At 72.3% G+C, this 18,313-nt stretch carries 9 protein-coding genes; 3 read left to right on the top strand and 6 right to left on the bottom strand.

Annotated elements, in window-relative coordinates:
* Positions 1-331 precede the first annotated feature (331 nt).
* Positions 332-5,275 carry an MG2 domain-containing protein gene (locus WMF12_RS21560; protein ID WP_437873385.1) on the top strand — a complete coding sequence of 1,648 codons (4,944 nt, stop codon included), beginning with the start codon at positions 332-334 and terminating at the stop codon, positions 5,273-5,275.
* Positions 5,276-5,345: 70 nt separating this feature from the next.
* Here WMF12_RS21560 and WMF12_RS21555 read toward each other — a convergent pair whose 3' ends face one another.
* Complete coding sequence (locus WMF12_RS21555) at positions 5,346-6,938, bottom strand: endo alpha-1,4 polygalactosaminidase (RefSeq protein WP_437873384.1); 1,593 nt, start codon at positions 6,936-6,938, stop codon at positions 5,346-5,348.
* 265 nt (positions 6,939-7,203) lie between these two features.
* Between WMF12_RS21555 and WMF12_RS21550 the strand changes: the two genes are divergently transcribed.
* On the top strand, positions 7,204-8,685 hold the full coding sequence (locus WMF12_RS21550; RefSeq protein ID WP_437873383.1) for a sigma 54-interacting transcriptional regulator: 1,482 nt from the start codon (positions 7,204-7,206) through the stop codon (positions 8,683-8,685).
* Between the two features lie 20 nt (positions 8,686-8,705).
* Here WMF12_RS21550 and WMF12_RS21545 read toward each other — a convergent pair whose 3' ends face one another.
* The 5 genes from WMF12_RS21545 to WMF12_RS21525 form a co-directional block, all read right to left on the bottom strand.
* Positions 8,706-9,566, bottom strand: coding sequence for a formylglycine-generating enzyme family protein (locus WMF12_RS21545; RefSeq protein ID WP_437873382.1), 861 nt, complete (start codon positions 9,564-9,566; stop codon positions 8,706-8,708).
* Positions 9,566-10,444 (bottom strand): hypothetical protein, encoded by an 879-nt coding sequence (locus WMF12_RS21540; protein ID WP_437873381.1) that lies wholly within the window; start codon positions 10,442-10,444, stop codon positions 9,566-9,568. The genes WMF12_RS21545 and WMF12_RS21540 overlap by 1 nt, the downstream gene beginning before the upstream one ends.
* Before the next feature lie 4 nt (positions 10,445-10,448).
* Positions 10,449-12,176, bottom strand: a complete 1,728-nt coding sequence (locus WMF12_RS21535) for a serine/threonine-protein kinase (RefSeq protein ID WP_437873379.1) — start codon at positions 12,174-12,176, stop codon at positions 10,449-10,451.
* A gap of 65 nt (positions 12,177-12,241) precedes the next feature.
* Positions 12,242-12,637 (bottom strand): VOC family protein, encoded by a 396-nt coding sequence (locus WMF12_RS21530; protein ID WP_437873378.1) that lies wholly within the window; start codon positions 12,635-12,637, stop codon positions 12,242-12,244.
* A gap of 224 nt (positions 12,638-12,861) precedes the next feature.
* Positions 12,862-16,845 (bottom strand): phosphorylase family protein, encoded by a 3,984-nt coding sequence (locus WMF12_RS21525; protein ID WP_437873377.1) that lies wholly within the window; start codon positions 16,843-16,845, stop codon positions 12,862-12,864.
* 360 nt (positions 16,846-17,205) lie between these two features.
* Between WMF12_RS21525 and WMF12_RS21520 the strand changes: the two genes are divergently transcribed.
* Entirely contained in the window at positions 17,206-18,171 is a 966-nt protein-coding gene (locus WMF12_RS21520) for a hypothetical protein (protein ID WP_437873376.1), read from the top strand.
* Positions 18,172-18,313 lie beyond the last annotated feature (142 nt).

Raw genomic sequence — 18,313 nt, 5'->3', positions numbered from 1 at the left:
TGACCGGTCGACCCCATCCCATGGGCCGGGCACGCCGCGCGGCCTCGCCATCGCGGGGGGGTCGGCGGTCCTCGGCTCATCGAGTCATCGAGTCATCGAGTCATCGAGTCACAGAGGCGTCGCGATTCCCCCATGGGAACGGATACCCGCACGCGGTGGAGGCGCGGATCGGCCAGAACCTTGGCACAAGGTGGCGCACATTCCGCGCGCGGTCCGCGTCTATTCCCGCGGATTTGCTGCTCGATGGCGGTGGTTCATCTTGGTACGGCGGATGCAGCCTACGCGCCGGCCGCTGGGGATGTGCCAGCGCCGCTCGGGAGGATTTGGACTTATGCGTGTACGCTTCGATGCTCTCCGCCGACGCTGGAGCTCTCCCCACCTGCTCGCCGCGCTGGCGCTGGCGAGCGCGTTCGCGGCGGGGTGCTCCTCCGATGAGGCCCCGCCAACGACGCTTGGTCGCCCGGATCAACCGCGGAACGGCACGCTCGAGGTCGACGAAGCGAGGCTGCTGGGCGTGATCGACGGGAGCGATCTGCGCCTCCAGATCCCGGTGCGCAACCTGACCGCCGGCGCGACGAGCGGCCACCTGCGCGTCACGCTCGTCGATCTCGACGCGGACAGGGAACAAGGCACGACCGAGGTCGACCTGGAGATCGCGGGCGGGACGGCGACGACCGCGGAGGCGCGCCTTCCGGCGCCGGCCGTGAGCGCGCAGCCGGGCCTCGCGCGGTACCTCGTCCGCGTCGACGACGGGTCGGAGGAGGGGCTGCTCGTCACGCGGAGCCTCCTGCGCGTCATCCCGCCCTACGACGTGCAGCTCGAGGGGCCGGCGCGCGTGGTGCGCGGGCGCACCGCGAGCTACCGCGTGCGCGCGACCGACGCTTTCTCCCATCAGCCGGTGCCCAACGTGGACGTCGAGCTGGCGGTGGGCGAGGGGGCGCGGCCGCTCCGCGGGACGACCGACGCGCTCGGCGCCGCGGTGTTCGAGGTGGAGCCCGGCGCGCTCGGCGCGCACCCCGTCTCCGCGCAGGCGCTCGGCTTCGGCGTCAACGCGGCCCTCACCGCGAACATCACCGTCGAGGGCCCCGGCCCGAAGCTGCTCCTCACCACCGACAAGCCGCTCTACAAGCCCGGCCAGACGATCCACCTGCGCGCGCTCGCGCTCGAGCGGGGGAACAACGCGCCGCTCGTCCGCGAGGCGATCACGTTCGAGGTGGAGGACGGCAAGGGCAACAAGATCTTCAAGAAGCCCATCCAGACCGACGCCTACGGCGTCGCCGCGACGACGTTCCGGATCGGCTCCATCGTGAACACCGGCGAGTTCAAGGTGCGCCTCGTGAGCGGGGAGACCACGACGGAGAAGGTCGTGACCGTGGGGCAGTACGCGCTGCCCAAGTTCGAGGTCGCCGTGAGGACCGACAGGCCGTGGTACACCGCGGGCGACACGCTGACCGGCACCATCGACGCGCGCTATTTCTTCGGCAAGAACGTCGCCGGCGGCAGCGTGACCATCGAGGCGGCGTCGCTGGACGTCGGTCAGACGACGTTCCAGCGCATCGTCGGCGAGCTCGACGCCGAGGGCCATTACGGGTTCAGCCTGACGCTTCCGCCGAGCCTCGCGGGCCTGCCGCTGGAGCAGGGCGACGCGGCCGTGACGCTCACCGTCACCGTCGCGGACACGGCGGGGCAGGAGGTCACGAAGGCGATCCCGGTCAAGGTCGCCGCCGACGCGGCCTCGATCGTGCTCGTGCCCGAGGCGCGCGAGCTCGTCCCGGGGATCCCCAACACCCTTCTTCTCTTCGTCACCGACCCGCTCGGGGCGCCGCTCCCCGACACGGAGGCGGTCATCACAGCGCCGGACCGCACGCAGCTCACCGCGCGCACCGACGCCTTCGGCCAGGCCGTGGTGAGCTTCACCCCGCCGGTCGCCACGGCGGACGGCGCGTTCGAGGTGCGGGCGACGGTGGGGGAGCGGGCGGTCACGCGGAAGTTCTCGTTCGGCACGCAGACGGGCGGCGAGCACCTGCTCGTGCGCACCGATCGGGCCGTCTACGAGACCGGCGAGACGGTCGAGGTCACCATCGAGTCCAGCGAGGAGGCCGGCAGCGTCTACGTCGACTGGCTGAACGACGGTCAGGCCGTGGACATGCGCTCTCTCGAGCTCGAGGGCGGGCGCGCCCATTTCAGCATGCCCGTCGACGCCGGCCTGCTCGGCAGCAACCGGGTCGAGGCCTACCTGGTCGACGACGATGGCAACCTGGTCCGCTCCGGCCGCACCGTGTTCGCGCGGGGCGACTCCGCGCTGAGCGTCGAGGTCGAGGCCGACAAGCCCCTGTATGCGCCGGGGGAGACGGCGACGCTGCGGCTGTCGGTCAAGGACGACGCGGGCAACCCGAAGGTCGCCGCGCTCGGCGTCCAGGTGGTCGATCAGGCCGTCTTCGCGCTGGTCGACGCCCAGCCCGGGCTGCTCCGCACCTACTTCGAGCTGGAGGACGAGTTCGCGAAGCCGAGCTACGAGATCCACGGCCCCGCGGCGAACCTCCAGGACCTGCTGTTCAACGCGACCGCGAGCGAGGACCCCGAGCAGGCCGAGGCCGCGCAGGTGAAGACCCAGGCCTCGCTCGCCGCGCTCGCGGGCACGTCGCTCACCGGCCTCCAGGCGCGCACGTGGCCCGCCGTGCTGGCGAAGGTGCCGGAGGAGCTCGCTCAGTTCAACGAGCGCCAGAAGGGCGTGATGAAGCCCTGGCTCGCAGAGGCCACCGCGGCCGCCGCGCAGGAGCTGAAGGCGCTCGGCTGCGACAGCACCCAGTTCAGCTGCAACGGGCAGGGCGTGTACGTCGAGCTGCTCGGGAGCCGGGTCGCCGAGCGCCTGCGCGCCTTCGACGTGTGGGGCAACGCGTACCGGGTGGCCTCCAGCTGGAGCGGGTTCACGCTGCAATCGTCGGGGCCCGACGAGGTGGAGCAGAGCCAGGACGACGCGACGTTCGCGTTCACGTTCAGCGATCTCGGGGTCCAGGTGCCCCCGCAAGGGTGGGATGAAGGGGGCATCCCCGACGCGGACGGCGGCTGGGCCAATGGCGCCGCGAGCGGAACCGGGGCCGGGACCGGAGCGGGCGGCGGCTCGGCCGGGGATCCCACCGCGGAGCCCGGCGGCGACAACGGCGGCGGGCCGCGCGTCCGGCGCGAGTTCCCGGAGACCCTCTACGTCAACCCGAGCGTGATCACGAGCCCCGACGGCACGGCCACCCTGAGCATCCCGCTCGCGGACAGCATCACCGAGTGGCGGCTCTCGGCGCTGGCGAACTCCACGGACGGCAAGCTCGGCGGCATCCAGAGCGGCTTCAAGGTGTTCCAGGACTTCTTCGTCGACGTGAGCTTCCCGGCGACGCTCACGCGCGGCGATGAGGTCGAGTTCCCGATCGCCGTCTACAACTACCTGGAGACGCCGCAGACGGTCGATCTCAGCCTGGAGCCGGGGAGCTGGTATACGCCGCTCGGCGCGACGTCGACGACGGTGTCCCTCGCGGCGGGCGAGGTGCGCGGCGTCCGGTTCCCGGTGAAGGTGAACACGGTGGGCGTCAACTCGCTCACGGTCACCGCGCGGGGCAGCGCGGGCGCCGACGCGGTGGCCCGCACCGTGCGCGTGGTCCCGGACGGGAAGCCCTTCGCGGAGAGCGCGTCTGGCATGCTCGCGTCGGGCAGCGCCGATCACGCGCTGTCGTTCCCCGCGGACGCTGTCCCCGGCTCGAACCAGCTCTATCTCGAGATCTACCCCGCGTTCCTGTCGCAGGTCGTGAGCGGCATGGACAGCATGCTCCAGGTCCCGAATGGCTGCTTCGAGCAGACCACCTCGACGACCTGGCCCAACGTGCTCGTCACGCAGTACATGAAGCAGACAGGCCAGATCACCCCGGAGATCCAGATGAAGGCCGAGTCGCTGATCTCGGCCGGGTACCAGCGATTGCTCACGTTCGAGCACTCGGGCGGCGGCTTCTCGTGGTTCGGCGAGCAGGATGGGCATCCGTACCTGTCGGTCACCGCGTTCGGCGTCATGGAGTTCGCCGACATGATCAAGGTCCACACCGTGGACGAGGCGATGCTCGCCCGGACCGTCAACTGGCTCGCCGGGCAGCAGAAGGCGGACGGCACGTGGGAAGGCGACCAGACCGAGTTCTTCAGCTTCCACACGGGCACGCTCCGCAACAGCGCCTTCGTGCTCTGGGCGCTCGCGAGCGCGGGGTACACGGGGCCCGAGATCGGGACGGGGCTCGCCTACCTGGGCCGCTCGCTGAAGCCGGCGACCGACGACCTGTACACGCTGGCGATCGCGGCCAACGCGCTCGCCGTGGCCGACCCTTCCGGCGCGCTGACCGACAGCGTGCTCGACGCGCTGGACCAGCGCAAAACCGCGGAAGGAGACGCATTTTACTGGGATGACGGCGGCACGCAGACGTCGTTCTACGAGTCCGGGAACGACGCCAGGGTCACGACCACCGCGCTCGCGGCCCACGCGCTGCTCTCCGCGGGCGCCCACCGGCCGAGCGCCGACGGCGGCGTGAAGTTCCTGACCCAGTCGAAGGACCCGAACGGCAACTTCGGCTCCACCCAGGCGACGATCTGGAGCCTGCGCACCCTGCTCCTCGCCGCGAGCAAGGGGACGGAGGGCGCCACGGGGACGGTGACCGTCGCCGTCGACGGCGCGGCGGCGGGCACGGTCCCCCTGCGCGCGGACCAGGCCGACGTCATGACGACGGTCGATCTCACGCACCTCGCGACCGCGGGCGCGCACGACGTCACGCTCTCGTTCTCGGGGGAGGGGAAGCTCAGCTACAACCTGGTGAGCCGCCACAACCTGCCGTGGAGCGCGGTCCCGAACGACGCGGGAGGCCCGCTCGCGGTCAGCGTGACGTACGACAAGACCCAGCTGTACGTGGACGACATCGTGACGGCGTCGCTGAGCGTCCAGAACAAGACGGACTCGGTGCAGAGCATGGTCCTCGTGACCGTGGGGCTGCCGCCCGGCTTCCAGCTCCTGACCGAGGATCTCCAGGAGTACATCTTGGCGGGCCAGCTCTCGAAGTTCGAGATGACGGGCAAGCAGCTGATCCTCTATGTGAAGGAGATCCCTGCGGGCCGCGCGGCCACCTTCGCTTACCGGCTGCAAGCGACCATGCCTGTCAGGGCGGAGGACGGCGGCGCCGAGGCGCACCCGTACTACCAGCCGGAACAGCAGAGCTTCTCCGGAGCGCAGACCTTCGAGGTGGCGGGGGAGTGAAGGGCTGAGCGGGCGAGGGCGCTGACCGCGGATGCGCGGCCAGCGCCCCTGCGCCGGCGGGGCGCGTGGATCAGGGGCAGGCGACGCGCCAGGCGTCGAGGTCGAGCTTCTTGATCAAGGTCGAGAGCCCGAGCGGCTTCGTGGCGGCGCAGACGGCGTTCGCCTTCGAGGCGTCGACGTACTCCGCGTGGAACACCGCCTTGCCGGCGCGGATGAACGGGGTGAGCATGTCGCACTCGTCGTATTCGTGGCACTCCTCGTTCAGGGCCCAGTCGAAGCTCCCCACCAGGTCTTTCACCTGATCGAGATCGTTCTTCAGCCCGATGGACAGCCCACGCGCGTGCGCCTCGGCGGCGAGGAAGCGGTTGTAATCGAGCTGCGTCGCCGCCGTCAGCGGGAAGCCGGGGCTGTTGGTGTAGCCGTCGACGTTGTCGGGCTCCACGCCGTCGCAGCGCCTCTGCACCGCCAGATCCAGCCGAGCCTTCATGACGTCGCGCACGCCGGCGTTGCGGGTGTCGAGCCACCGCTCGCCCGGCCAGCCGTCGAGCGGGTTGCCGAGCGCCGCGGCGGGGAACTTCGACGCGTCGTCGCGCCAGTCCTCGCTGCTCCCTGCGCTGAAGTAGCAGATCACCTTCTTCCCGGCCGCGCGCAGCGTGTCGATCTTCGCCTGCGGGGCGTCGAAGAGATCGATATCGTACATGGCGACATCGAGGCTGGTGTCGATGGTGCCCGTGAGCTGCCATTGCCACGTCGTCCCCGGCGCGGGGACCCAGATGCCAGTGCCGGTGGAGCCGCCGGTACCGGTGGAGCCGCCGGTGCCGGTGGAGCCTCCGGCGCCTGAGCCGCCGGTGCCGGTGGAGCCGCCGGTGCCGGAGCCGCTGCCGCCGCTGCCGCCGGTGCCGCCGGTGCCGCCGGTGCCGCCAGCGCCGCCGGTGCCGCCGGTGCCGCCGCTGCCGCCGCTGTCGCCAGCGCCGCCGGTGCCGCCGCTGCCGCCGCTGTCGCCAGCGCCGCCAGCGCCGCCGGCGCCATTGGAGCCGTCGCTGGTCGTGCCCGTGAGGACGAGCCTGTCGAGCATCGAGCTGTCGGCGGAGCTGCTCGTCGCGTACCGGATCTTGAGGGTACCGCCCGCCACGAACCGCCCGAGCGGTCCCGGCAGGCTCAGGCTCGCGCTCGTCCAGGACCAGTTGCGCGCGAACGTGTTGTCGCCGACCGGGACCCAGGCGCGGGCGGCCGCGTCCCACGCTTCGAAGGTCCAGCGCATGGCCGATCTCGCGGGGCCGCGGTAATTCACGCCCAGCGCGAGGGACGCGAGCCGCGCCGCCGAGGTGCCCGAGGGGAGCGCGTACTCGCACGTCGCGCTCGTGCCGGGCGCGAACTCGACGTACTTCTTCCACACGTCCTGCTCGCCCGTGAGATCCGCCGTCGCGAGCGCGGCGGCCGTCTGTCCGGCGCCGATGCTGCCCCGGCTCACCGTCAGCCTGGAGCAGGTCATCGTGAGGGCGCCGGTGACCGCGTCGCCGCTCGCCGCCGAGGCGATCTCCGCGTCGGAGCCCGGATCTGCGCCGCACCCGACGGCGGCGAGCGTCGCGGCCAGGCTCACGAGGGCATGGCGCAGGGCGCCGCAGATCGCGAGAGAGGACGCCGGTCGAATGGGATAAGTCATGCTCGTCTCCTGTCGTGTTGGTCGTTCGTGAAGCCAGGCGCACGTCGGCGCGACGCGCCTCCAGACGCTCCGGTCCCCGCGATGGCTCCCGGCGATCGCGGCTCCCGCAGCGTCTCCGCGCGCCAGAGAGGCGCTGGTCCGTGCGCGCCGCAGAGGCACTGCAAGGCGGGGACCAGTGCGCGATCCGCGTCTTCCGCGCGGCGGCGCGCGCTGCCGTTGCCGAGGGTTGCGCAAGCGTCGTACACTTGCGCAACCCTCGAACGGCATGGCGGAGCGAGACCCTCGTCGACAGGCAGCCTCTCCGCCGAGCGCGGAGCCGTCGCCTACCGCGGCCGAGGTCGCGACCGAGCTCGACGCCGCGGAGAGCGCGCCCAGCGAGCGGACGCCTCAGGGGCAGGCCTCCCTGATCGTCCGCGCCGGTGATGGCGCGGCGCGGGTGATCGATCTCACCGACGGCGATGTGGTCGCGGTCGGCCGCGCGCCGGAGTCCATGGTCTGCGTCGACGACGCCCGCGTCTCGCGCAACCATGCGCGCGTCGCGCGGCGGGGCCAGACCGTCGCGCTCGTCGACCTCGGGAGCCGCAATGGCACGTCGGTGAACGGCGCCGTCGTGCGCGGGGCGGAGCGGGCCCTCGCCGGCGGCGACGTGATCCGCATCGGCCCGGCCGAGATCGTCGTCGCGATCGCGGCGCCGGCGCCCGTCGAGGCGGCGCCGCCGGGGGCCGCGCCGGAGGCGCTGGAGGGCCCGCCCTCCGGCGCCGGCGCCGGGTTCGTCGTCGCGGACGAGGCCATGGTGAAGGTCTTCCAGGTGGTGCAGCGCCTCGCGCGCGCGCAGACGACGGTGCTCGTGCTCGGCGAGACGGGTTCGGGGAAAGAGGTCGTCTCCGAGCAGCTCCACCGCGCCAGCCCGCGCGCCGGGGGCCCGTTCGTGAGGCTCAGCTGCGCGGCGCTGCCCGAGGCGCTGCTCGAGAGCGAGCTCTTCGGGCACGAGAAGGCCGCCTTCACCGGGGCGGATCGCCGCAAGATCGGCTACTTCGAGGCGGCGCAGGGCGGGACGCTGCTGCTCGACGAGATCGGCGAGCTGCCCCTCGCCATGCAGGCCAAGCTGCTGCGCGTGCTCGAGAGCCGGCGCGTGGCCCGGATCGGCGGCACGCAGGAGATCGAGCTCGACGTGCGCGTCGTGTGCGCGACGCACCGGGACCTCCAGGCCGAGGTGGCGGCCGGGAGGTTCCGGCAGGATCTCTACTATCGCATCAGCACGTTCGTCCTCCGCGTCCCGCCGCTGCGCGAGCGGCGCGCCGAGATCGCGCTGCTCGCGCACCGCTTCGCGCAGCAGGTCGCCGGGCGCATGGGGGAGCGGGCGCCGCGCTTCTCGCCCGCGGCGATGCAGGCGCTCGAGGCGCACGCGTGGCCCGGCAACCTGCGCGAGCTGCGCAACGCGGTGGAGCACGCCGTCGTGCTGGCCGAGGGCGGCGTCATCGAGGTCGAGCACCTTCCGGCCTCCGTGGCGGAGGGCGCCGAGGGCGCCGCGCCCCCCGCGAGCGCGGGCGCGCCCCCGGCGAGCACGGGGGCGCCCCCGCCGTCCGCCGACGGGACGATGCCGGCGCGCCTCGCCGAGCTGGAGAAGCGGAGCATCGAAGACGCCCTCGCCGCCGAGGGGAACAACCAGACGCGCGCGGCGAAGCGACTCGGCATCTCGCGGCGCGCGCTGCTCTACAAGCTGGACAAGTACGACATCAGGCGCTGACCGCCGGCGTCACCGCCGCGCTACCCGCTGCAGCAGCGGAACCCGATCGTATGATCGGTGTCGGCGCGCTCGCGCTCGTCGCGCGCGTCGCACCGGAGCTCTTCGAGCGTGCCCTCGCTGTCGAACGCCCCGCCCCGGGTCCTGCAGAGGTCGCCCGAGCCGACGTCGTCGGAGCACGCGTCTTCCCACTCGCGGACGTTTCCGCTCATGTGCTGCAGGCCGAGATAGCCGCCCTCGCACGCCAGGCTGGTGTCGTCGCCGACCGGCGCCGTCTCGGTGCTGTCGCCGTTGCACTGGAGAGCGTCGAACTCGCCGGTGGAGTGAGCGAGCGCGCCGTGCTTGCTGCACGCGTCGAACCACTCGCCCTGCGCCATGTCACCGCGGAACGGCAGCGGGCCGCCGTGGCGCTCGCCGCAGAGGCGCTTGCCCTGGCTCTTGCAGAAGGCGAGCGCGTCGCACCAGTCGACGCAGGTGGCGGGGTGCTCGTCCTCCTTGCGGCGCGCCGTGCACACGAGGGGCGCGTCGGGCCCGGTGTCGTCGAAATCGAAGGTGCTGTTGAACGAGCAGAACGGCTCCTGCGCCGCGACGTCCGGCTGCGTGGCGAGGAAGGCGCGGTAGGCGGCGTTCGACACCTCGGTCTGATCGATGCAGAACGAGCTCTCGATCGTCACCATGCCGGCGGGGCACTGGCAGACGCCCTCGGTGCACGCGGCCGTCGTGCAGTCGGCGCTGGCGTCGCAGGGCTGGCCGTACAGGCACGAGGCGTTGCCGGCCCCGGGCTCGCAGGTGAGGCCGTGCAGCGGGCGCACGAGCGAGCACGCCGAGAGGAGGGCCGCCGCCAGGGCGGCGGCGCCGCCGCGGGCGCGGGCCGACGGGCGCATCAGAAGGCCCCCGCGACGCCCGCGGCGTTGCCGGCGATGAACGGCCAGAGCGCCGTCGCGCCGGCCTTCGGGGGCTGCGCCGCGGCCGGCCGGGTCATGTAGAGCCACCCCGCGGCGCCCAGCGCGACGACGCCCACGCCGAGGCCGACGTCGGCGATTGCGTGCTGGACCCGGATGGCGCGCACCTCGCCCTCCGCGCAGCGCGGGGCGCACGTGGCGCGCAGGTCGGCCTCGGCGCTCAGCGAGAGGGCGCCGGCGACGGCGAACACCGCGAGCCCAGCGACGCCGACGGCGCCGGAGGCCCACACGAGCCCCGGGACCGAGGGCTCCGCGGGCGGCGCGGCGCGCGGGGCGAGCGGGCGAGGCGAGGCTGGCGCGCCGGCCGAAGGTGCGCCGAGGGTCACGGTGAGCAGGCGGTTCTTCTCGCCCTCGCGGATCAGCACGCGCTCCTCGACGGCGGGGCCCGTCGCGGGCTCGAAGCGGAAGGTGTGCGGACCCGGGTCGACCGGCAGCGCCTTGCCGTCGAGCGCCGCGGCGAGGGGGCGCCCGTCCACGAGCACGCGCACGTCGAGGCGCTCTCGCCCGTGCGCGTCCCTCGCGGCGACGACCACGGAGGGCAGGCTCTGCTCGACCTCGGCGAGCCACGGCCCGCAGTCGGCCACGGCGGCCGCCGGGCACGTCGGCTGCGAGCAGACGACCAGCGCGGCGCGCGCCTCGATCAGCCGGCCGTCGTGGCGGAGGCCCTGCGCGCGCTCGTAGGCGTCGGCGCACGCCTGCTTGTGCGGCGCGGCGTCGGCGCGCGCGCCGGTGAGCGAGAGCGCCGCGGCGGCGGCGAGGGAGAGCGCGAGCCGGGCGCGGGCGGGACACGGAGGGTTCATCGGTTCACAGGCACTCAGGCTTGAGCCGGCGTATGCCGGCCTTGTCCACGGTATACGGCGGGGAACAGCGCTGGGCGTCGGCGCGGGTCGTGCGTGCCGCGGGGGCCGGCGCGCGCGCGCCGGCTGCAGGGCGCGCCGGGCGCTGTGCGGGCGCTGGCGCGACGGCGTTCGCCGGATCAGCCGCGGCGGCGCTCGCCGGGCCGGCCGCGACGGTGCTCGTCGGGTCAGCCGCGACGGTGCTCGTCGGGCTCGCCACGTTGGCGCTCGCCGGGTCAGCCGCGGCGGTGCTCGATGGGCTCGCCGCGACGGCGCTCGCCGCGCTCGCCGCCGAGGCGCTGGCCGGCTGCGCCGCGGGCGCGTGGACCGCGCGCGCGGCGTCCTCCGGGCCGGGCGGGGCGCGGCGCCACGACTGCGCCGCGAGCGCGGCCGCGCCGCCGAGGAGCAGCGCGCCGAGCAGCGCGAGCAGCGGGCGCGCGCGCTTCCTCGCCGTGGGGGGCGGACCATCGCGCCGCGCGCCGTCGGTCGCAGGCAGTCCCAGCGAGATCCCGCTGGACGTCACCGATCCGGGCGGGGGCTCAGCCGCCGGCGTCCCCTGATCGAGGGCCCTCGACGGGATCGAGGGCGCTGTCTCTGCCAGCCCCCGCGCCGGGCCGCCCGGCGGCGTGGGCTCGCCCTCGTCTTCTGCCCCGTCGCTGGGCGCGCCCGACCGACCCCGCGCGGCCGCGCCCGAGCTGGCCGTCGCCGGGCCGCTCGGGATCCCCGCCGATGCGCTCTCGATGGCGGCGACGCGCGCCGCCCGCCGCGCGAGCGCGTCGCCGGCGAGCGCCTCCACCCACTCGCCCACGGCGCGCGGCGACGCGAGCGGGACGGCGTCCTCGATGGCGATCGCGAGCTCGCGGGCGGTCGGGTAGCGGCCCTCCGGGTTCCGCTCGAGGGCACGGAGGACGATGGCGTCGAGCGCAGGCGGCACGTGCGCCGCGAGCGAGCTCGGGGGCAGGATCGGCTCTTCAAGCACGGCCCGGATGAGGGCGCCCTCGTCGCCGCCGTCGAAGAGCCGGCGGCCTGCGAGCGCCTCCCAGAGGACCGCGCCCGCCGCGAACACGTCGGTCCGCCGGGTCACGTCGGCGCAGAGGAGCTGCTCGGGCGCCATGTACGCGAGCTTGCCCTTGATCTGCCCGCCGCGGGTGGTGCTGAGCCGCCCGCGCGCCTTGGCGATGCCGAAGTCGAGCAGCCGCGCCGTCCCGTCGACGCCGACGAGCACGTTCTCGGGCGAGACGTCCCGGTGCACGATGCCGAGCGGCTCGCCCGACTCGCTGCGCGCCTCGTGGGCCGCGTGCAGGCCGTGGAGCGCGCCGCACGCGATGCTCGCGACGATGGGCACCGGCGCCGGCGCGCCGCCCGCGCGCGCCGCCCGGAGCAGCCGCGCCAGCGACTCGCCCCGCACGTACTCCATGACCAGGAACGCCTCGTCCTCGGCGAGGAGGAGGTCGACCATGGCGACGACGTTGGGGTGCTGGATGCGCGCGACGATGCGGGCCTCGTCGCGCAGGCTCTCGGCGATCTCGGGCGCCTCGGCGAGCGCGGGGTGCAGCCGCTTGATGGCCACGGTGCGCGAGAAGCCCGCGTCGCCGACGAGCCGGCCGAGGTGCACGGACGCCATCCCGCCGGATGCGATCGAGCCGTACAGCAGATACCGCCCGATGGGCCTGGGCTGCGACGGCTCCGGCGACATGCCGGTGGGATGATACACGAGCGCGCCCGGCGCCGCCTGGGAGGCGCCGGCGCGGGCAGTGGGCCTCAGCTCGGGAGGGGCGTGCTCGGCTCGACGAAGCAGAGGCGGTAGCCGTCGGGGTCGGTGACGACGACCTCCCGTGTGTGCCACGGCTGGTCGCGCGGCCCGTCGACGGCGGCGCCGGCCGCCGCGGCGCGCGCGGCGATGGTCTCGATGCCGCGGTCGCCGGCGGCGCTGAAGCAGACGATGACGCCGAGGCCGTGCTGCCCGGCGAGCGAGACCCCCGGCGGCGTCGCGACGAGGAAGAGATCGGCATAACGTGCCCAGCGCAGGTGGACGAACACCGGATCCTGGTGGACGCGGGTGAAGCCGAGGAGCTCGTAGAACGAGGCGGAGCGCTCCGCGTCGGCGACGAGGAGCTTGACGTAGGAGGGCATCACGTAGGGATCGTCGCCGGGCATGGTCACTGGGCGCGAAGGTGCGCTGCGCCGGGCCAGAAGGCAAGGCGCGAGCGCCGGGCGGCGCAGCGGCCGCCCGCGAGCCCGGCGGTCCGCCGGCTGCGCGCGAGGGATCGAGAGAGCGGAACGGGCTCTGGTGTGGATAGGCAATGCCGCTCTCCGGGCAGATTTTGCGCTGGCTCCTCGACGCACAATGAGATTGCGCAGTTGGGCGGAACCCCTCAGCATCAAGCATCATGCTCGATGCGATGGGCTGCGATATCGATGAGATTGCGCAGCAACACCAGGTCACTGAGGCTCCTCGCGAGGCCCGGCAAGAACGCCGCGGGCTCTGCGGTCGCAAGCTTGCCGTATTGCTCCACTGCCTCTTGCGTGCTGGCCAGCGCCGCCTCTCGTTGCCCGAGCGCGCTTTGCCTATTGCCCAAGTTGCTGAGGCTCCTCGCGAGGTCCGGCAGGAAGGCAGCGGGCTGTGCGGCTGCAAGCTTGCGGCAGATATCGACCGCCTCTTGCGTGCTGGCCAGCGCTGCCTCTGGTTGCCCGAGCGCGCTTTGATGAACGCCCAGGTTGGTGAGGCTGCCCGCGAGGTAGGGCAGGAAGGCAGCGGGCTGCGCGGCCGCGAGCTTGCGGAGGATGTCGACCGCCTCTTGCGCGCTGGCCAGCGTCGCCTCTGGTTGCCCGAGCTCGCTTTGCATTGCGCCCAGGTTGTTGAGGCTGCTCGCGAGTTTCGGCAGGAACGCAGCAGGATGCGCGGCCGCGAGCTTGCGATGGATATCGACCGCCTCTTGCGTGCTGGCCAGCGCCGCCTCTGAATGCCCGAGCTCGTATTGCGCTGCGCCCAGGTTGGTGAGGCTGCTCGCGAGGTCCGGCAGAAAGGCAGCGGGCTGCGCGGCCGCAAGCTTGCGGTACTGCTCCACCGCCTCTTGCGTGCTGGCCAGCGCCGCCTCTGAATGCCCGAGCTCGTATTGCGCTGCGCCCAGGTTGGTGAGGCTGCTCGCGAGGTCCGGCAGGAACGCAGCGGGCTGCGCGGTCGCAAGCTTGCGGTACTGCTCCACCGCCTCCTGCGTGCTGGCCAGCGCTGCAGCTCGTTGCCCGAACTCGCTTTGCACTGTGCCCAGGTTGGTGAGGCTGCCCGCGAGGTCCGGCAGGAACGCAGCGGGCTGTGCGGTCGCAAGCTTGCGGTACTGCTCCACCGCCTCTTGCGTGCTGGCCAGCGCCGCCTCTCGTTGCCCGAGCGCGCTTTGCTGAATGCCCAGGTTGTTGAGGCGACCCGCGAGGTCCGGCAGGAACGCAGCGGGCTGCGCGGCCGCAAGCTTGCGGCACTGCTCCACCGCCTCCTGCGTGCTGGTCAGCGCCGCATCTGGTTGCCCGAGCTCGCGTTGCATGACGCCCAGGTTGTTGAGGCTGACCGCGAGGTATGGCAGGAACGCAGCGGGCTGTGCGGCCGCAAGCTTGTGGTACTGCTCCACCGCCTCTTGCGTGCTGGCCAGCGCCGCATCTGGTTGCCCGAGCGCGAGTTGCCTAATGCCCAGGTTGTTGAGGCTGCCCGCGAGGTACGGCAGGAACGCAGCGGGCTGCGCGGCCGCAAGCTTGCGGAGGATGTCGACCGCCTCCTGCGTGCTGGCCAGCGCCGCCTCTCGTTGCCCGAGCGCGCTTTGCGTCTCGCCCAGGTTGTTCAGCAGCCGTGCTCGCTCGGCTTGCGGCTCTGGTATCTCCCTCGCTGGCAGGTGCTTCAGCTGCGTCTCCATCACCCACGCGGCCACTGCGCGCAACGACAGTTCGGAGCCCACCCACCGCGACGTTGCATCGTACGCACGCCCCGAGCCTGTGGTCTCCCAGAGCTCCATCTCGATCCGCTCCGCCAGTTCGACCGTCCCTTTCCGCGCGAGCGCCTCCGCGAGCTGAGGTCCAAGGGTTCCGTATGCGGTCCGCTTGCCGACCGCTTCTGTGGCTTCGAGCGCCGCTACGGCTCGCCCCGGGACATCGCGATCCAGCATGTGCGCGATCCAGCCCTGCGCCTCCTCCGGGTTCTCTTCGGACAGGTGCCCCAGCACCGTGAAGCCCGTGCGGAGAGCCTCCTCGCTGGCGCCTTGGAACACACAATCCAGGAGCCGTCCCGCGGATGCTCGCTCCGCCTTCAAGGTCCGCAGCACCATCCCTTCGCCGAGGAGATCCGGCTCCAGCCGACCGACGTATCCAGCCGCGTTCGCTCCGGTCAGGCCTCCAGGGTAGAGATGGTGCAGGAGCCTCAACATCGCCTTGTCCGGCGGCGGATCGAGGCGCTCCAGCAGCTCCTCTGCGTCGCTTCGCATGGTCGCGCCGCCGGTAAGCGTGAACGCCGTCACGGCGCGGCGGCACTTCTCAATGAAGAGGTCTTGTTCCGGCTCCCCAGGCACCACGGACACCTGCGACCACCAGAAGCGCTCCTCGTGCTCCAGCGTGTCCTGAAGGAGCTGGTTCGCCTTGACCGCCCGCCCGTTCACGGCGGCCAGCGCTGCCATGTGCACGTACAGCACCCGATCGAACCGCGGATCGTCGAGCGACGGCACGGCGCCTGGGATGTCCTTACCAAGCACGGTCGCGAAGCGCGCGGCCGCCTCGCGGAACACCTCGTCGCGCGTGGCTCCCACGGTCGCGAGGGGCGCGAGCTCGCGCAGCGGAGCATCGAGCAGCAGATCACTCAGATCTGCATCGCGCCGGATCAGCGCCTCCCACCAGTCCCCGACGGCCCTCGAGAGCAGCACGATGCGCAGCGGGCCTGCGCCCTGCCCACTACGCCGCCGCGCGACGATCCGCAGCAGCGCGCGAAGATTCGTCCGGCTCTCGGCATAGTCGATGACCACCAGCGTTGGTCGCCACGTGTGGATCAGTGACTCGAACCGTACTGTCTCGGCCTCCTTGATCAGGAATCCAGCCGTCCAGCCCTCGGCGCGCAGGAGCTTACAGAAATGCATGAAGAGCCGTGTCTTGCCCATCCCCCCGGTACCATAGAGGAGTAGGATGCCGACCTCCGTGGGCTCGGAGCACCATGTGCGGAGATCCTCGAGGAGAGCCGCGCGGCCGGACACGAAGAAAGGGACAACCTCATGGCGGGCGTTCAGCAATCCGGCTGGGCTCGGCTTGGGTCGCTCCTTGGGCGTGCCGGGGACGAGAATGTCGCCAACGTCAGGCGGCACGGGCCGCAGGTTCGCCCGCAGGAAGGCGATCAGGCACTCGGCGGAGGCGCGGGCCGCGAACGCCTTGAAGTTGTCGTTCTTCGCCGGATCGGCGTGATCCATGACGCCCTTCATCACGATCATGCGCTCGATGCCGTGGAGATGGGCGATCGCGCCGATGGCCGCCGCTTCCATCTCCAAGCCGAGCACCTTGCGCATCCGCTCCGAGAGCTTGTCGAAGATGTGCGGGTCGCGAATCACCTGGGTCCCAGTTCCGATAGGACCGACGCGGACTGCGAAAGGCTCGCGTTCGGGCAGCCCATCGGGATGCAGCAGCAGCTTGTCATCGATGTATGCGCGGCCGGCATCGGCAAGACCGAGACCGCTCGACGTCAGCCACCCTCGCGTCCGGAGCGCTTGCACGACCTTGGCAAAGTCGGCGCAGCGCGACGTCCGGTCAGGATGGCTGCGCGGGTCCTCGCCGGCGAGGAGGCGCGCGAGCAGCCAATCGCCCTGCTCGTCATACGAGCGCGGTCGATCCTTGAGCCATGCTTCGGCGTCGTCCGGCCGGAAGCTTTCGGCGGCCTGCTTCCAGATCGCGTCGAGGTTGTAGGTGGATGGGTCGGCCTTGAAGCGCGTCGTCTCGCGCCCCTGGTCATCTCTCTCCGCCATGCTCGCGCCGGTAACGTAGGTCCAGAGCCGGTCGGCTACGATCACGTCCCCGAGCTGAACGTCTCCCCTGCGCCCGGCACAGACACCGCACATGGCCACGCAGCGCGGCTGGTACGCGCTCAGCAGGGGCACGGTCGCATTCGTCGTGGCGACGCCGCCCATCTCGAGCGCGCGCGTGAGCGCGACGCGCACAGGGCTACCGTCGCGTGCGCGAAAAGTTCGGAACGCGACCTCGAGCCTCGTCGGCCCGGGTCGCTTCTCCCAGAGGCTCCCCGGCCAGGCGCCGGTGTCCACCAAGAGCGCGGCGTCATACTCCTCCTTGACCGCGGTGACGATCAGCACATCCACCGCTTCTGCCCCGCCATCTCGGCTCTCGGCTTCTCTCACGCCCTTCCTCCGATGTGGTGATTCTAACACGGTCGCCGCTGATGCGAAGGATCGGCGGGCGCGCCATTCTGAGCGGCACGTCGCCGATTCATTCATTACGATCCGCCTCGCCATGGCGCGCATTCTCGTTCGATGGCTACCCCGCTGCCCTTGCTTTTATCGGCCCGATCGACACCGTCGTCACCGGAGAAGCTCAAGCTCTGGCGTCTCGGAGAGAAATCTGCGGCAGTAGTGCTAGCCCCCTGAGCGGTGAGCACGGCGAGCTACCGGCCCCACCGGACCCCCTGCGGTCCGCGCTGAGGGGGCGCCCGCGCGCGCGGCGCCGTTGTCTTTCTCCGCAACGTCGGAGACGATGGGCCCATGAACGCAGTCGGACGGCGGCTTGCCGGGGTCCTCGGGTCGCTGGCGGCCGCGCTGATTGCCGCCGCCGGTTGCGGCGCAGGCGGGGAGGCCTCGGGCACGGGCGGCGCGGCGGGATCGGGCGCGACGGGAGGCGCGTCCGCCACCGGCGGCGGTTCCGCGACCGCAGGCGCGCCGGGGACGGGTGGCGGATCTGAAACCGGAGGCAGCACGGCTGCGATGGGCGGCATAGGCGAGGCAGCCGGAGGGGCGGGGGCGGGGAACGGCGGCGCGGGCGGCGCAGCGGGAGCTGGCGGCGCCGGTACGGCGGGCGCGGCGCCGACCGGTGGCACGGACGGCGCGTTCCCGGCCGGCGACGAGTTCGAAGGCAGCGCGCTCTCGCCGGACTGGACCGTGCTGCGGCCCGACCTCGCGGACGTGGTGGTGAGCGGCGGCGCGCTCTCGCTCACGCCGCACGGCGGCGCGCTGTGGTACCAGGCGAGCCAGGGCGTGCTTGTCTACAAGCTCGTGACCGGCGACTTCAAGGTCACCGCCACCGTCCACGCCCGGCGGGCGTCGAACCGCGACCAGACGCCGAACCAGTTCGCCGACGTCGGCGGCCTCATGGGCCGGAATCCGAGCGGGAGCTCCGAGAACTACGTGCTGGGCGTGGTCGGCTACGCCGAGATGAACCAGCTCGCCGTCGAGCACAAGAGCACCACCAACAGCAAGAGCACGTACGGCGAGACGGCTTTCACCGCCGACGCCGAGCTGCGGCTCTGCCGGACGGGCGCGACCTTCACGATCTACTACCGCCACCCTGGCGACACGGGGTGGCCGACGTCGGTCGCGCCCATCACCCGCGCCGATCTGCCGGCGACGCTTCAGGTCGGCATGATCGCCTACACGGGCGTGCCGTCCCCCGACTACGTCTCCATCTTCGATCGCATCACCTTCGAGCCGGTCGGCGCAGGTTGCGATCGCTGACATGACGTGGCCGGCGCGCCTCCACAGTCGTTCGGCCAGCGAACCTTCCCGTGACCGAGGCAGCTTTTCCTCCTCCAGCGCCGCGTATCTGTCGCCAGGGATCGTCGTGAGGCGCTCCATAAGAGCTTGTCCGTTGGTCTCC

Source organism: Sorangium sp. So ce363, assembly GCF_051520435.1.
In the GTDB taxonomy this organism is placed as follows: domain Bacteria; phylum Myxococcota_A; class Polyangia; order Polyangiales; family Polyangiaceae; genus Sorangium; species Sorangium cellulosum_B.
Note: the sequence above shows the minus strand (reverse complement) of the source record. Positions and strands in the feature narration are given on the sequence as shown.

Coding starts and splice junctions, on each gene's coding strand:
- WMF12_RS21520 (WP_437873376.1), top strand. CDS start 17,206: ATGAACGCAGTCGGACGGCGGCTTGCCGGGGTCCTCGGGTCGCTGGCG.
- WMF12_RS21540 (WP_437873381.1), bottom strand. CDS start 10,444: ATGAACCCTCCGTGTCCCGCCCGCGCCCGGCTCGCGCTCTCCCTCGCC.
- WMF12_RS21555 (WP_437873384.1), bottom strand. CDS start 6,938: ATGACTTATCCCATTCGACCGGCGTCCTCTCTCGCGATCTGCGGCGCC.
- WMF12_RS21530 (WP_437873378.1), bottom strand. CDS start 12,637: ATGCCCGGCGACGATCCCTACGTGATGCCCTCCTACGTCAAGCTCCTC.
- WMF12_RS21550 (WP_437873383.1), top strand. CDS start 7,204: ATGGCGGAGCGAGACCCTCGTCGACAGGCAGCCTCTCCGCCGAGCGCG.
- WMF12_RS21535 (WP_437873379.1), bottom strand. CDS start 12,176: ATGTCGCCGGAGCCGTCGCAGCCCAGGCCCATCGGGCGGTATCTGCTG.
- WMF12_RS21560 (WP_437873385.1), top strand. CDS start 332: ATGCGTGTACGCTTCGATGCTCTCCGCCGACGCTGGAGCTCTCCCCAC.
- WMF12_RS21545 (WP_437873382.1), bottom strand. CDS start 9,566: ATGCGCCCGTCGGCCCGCGCCCGCGGCGGCGCCGCCGCCCTGGCGGCG.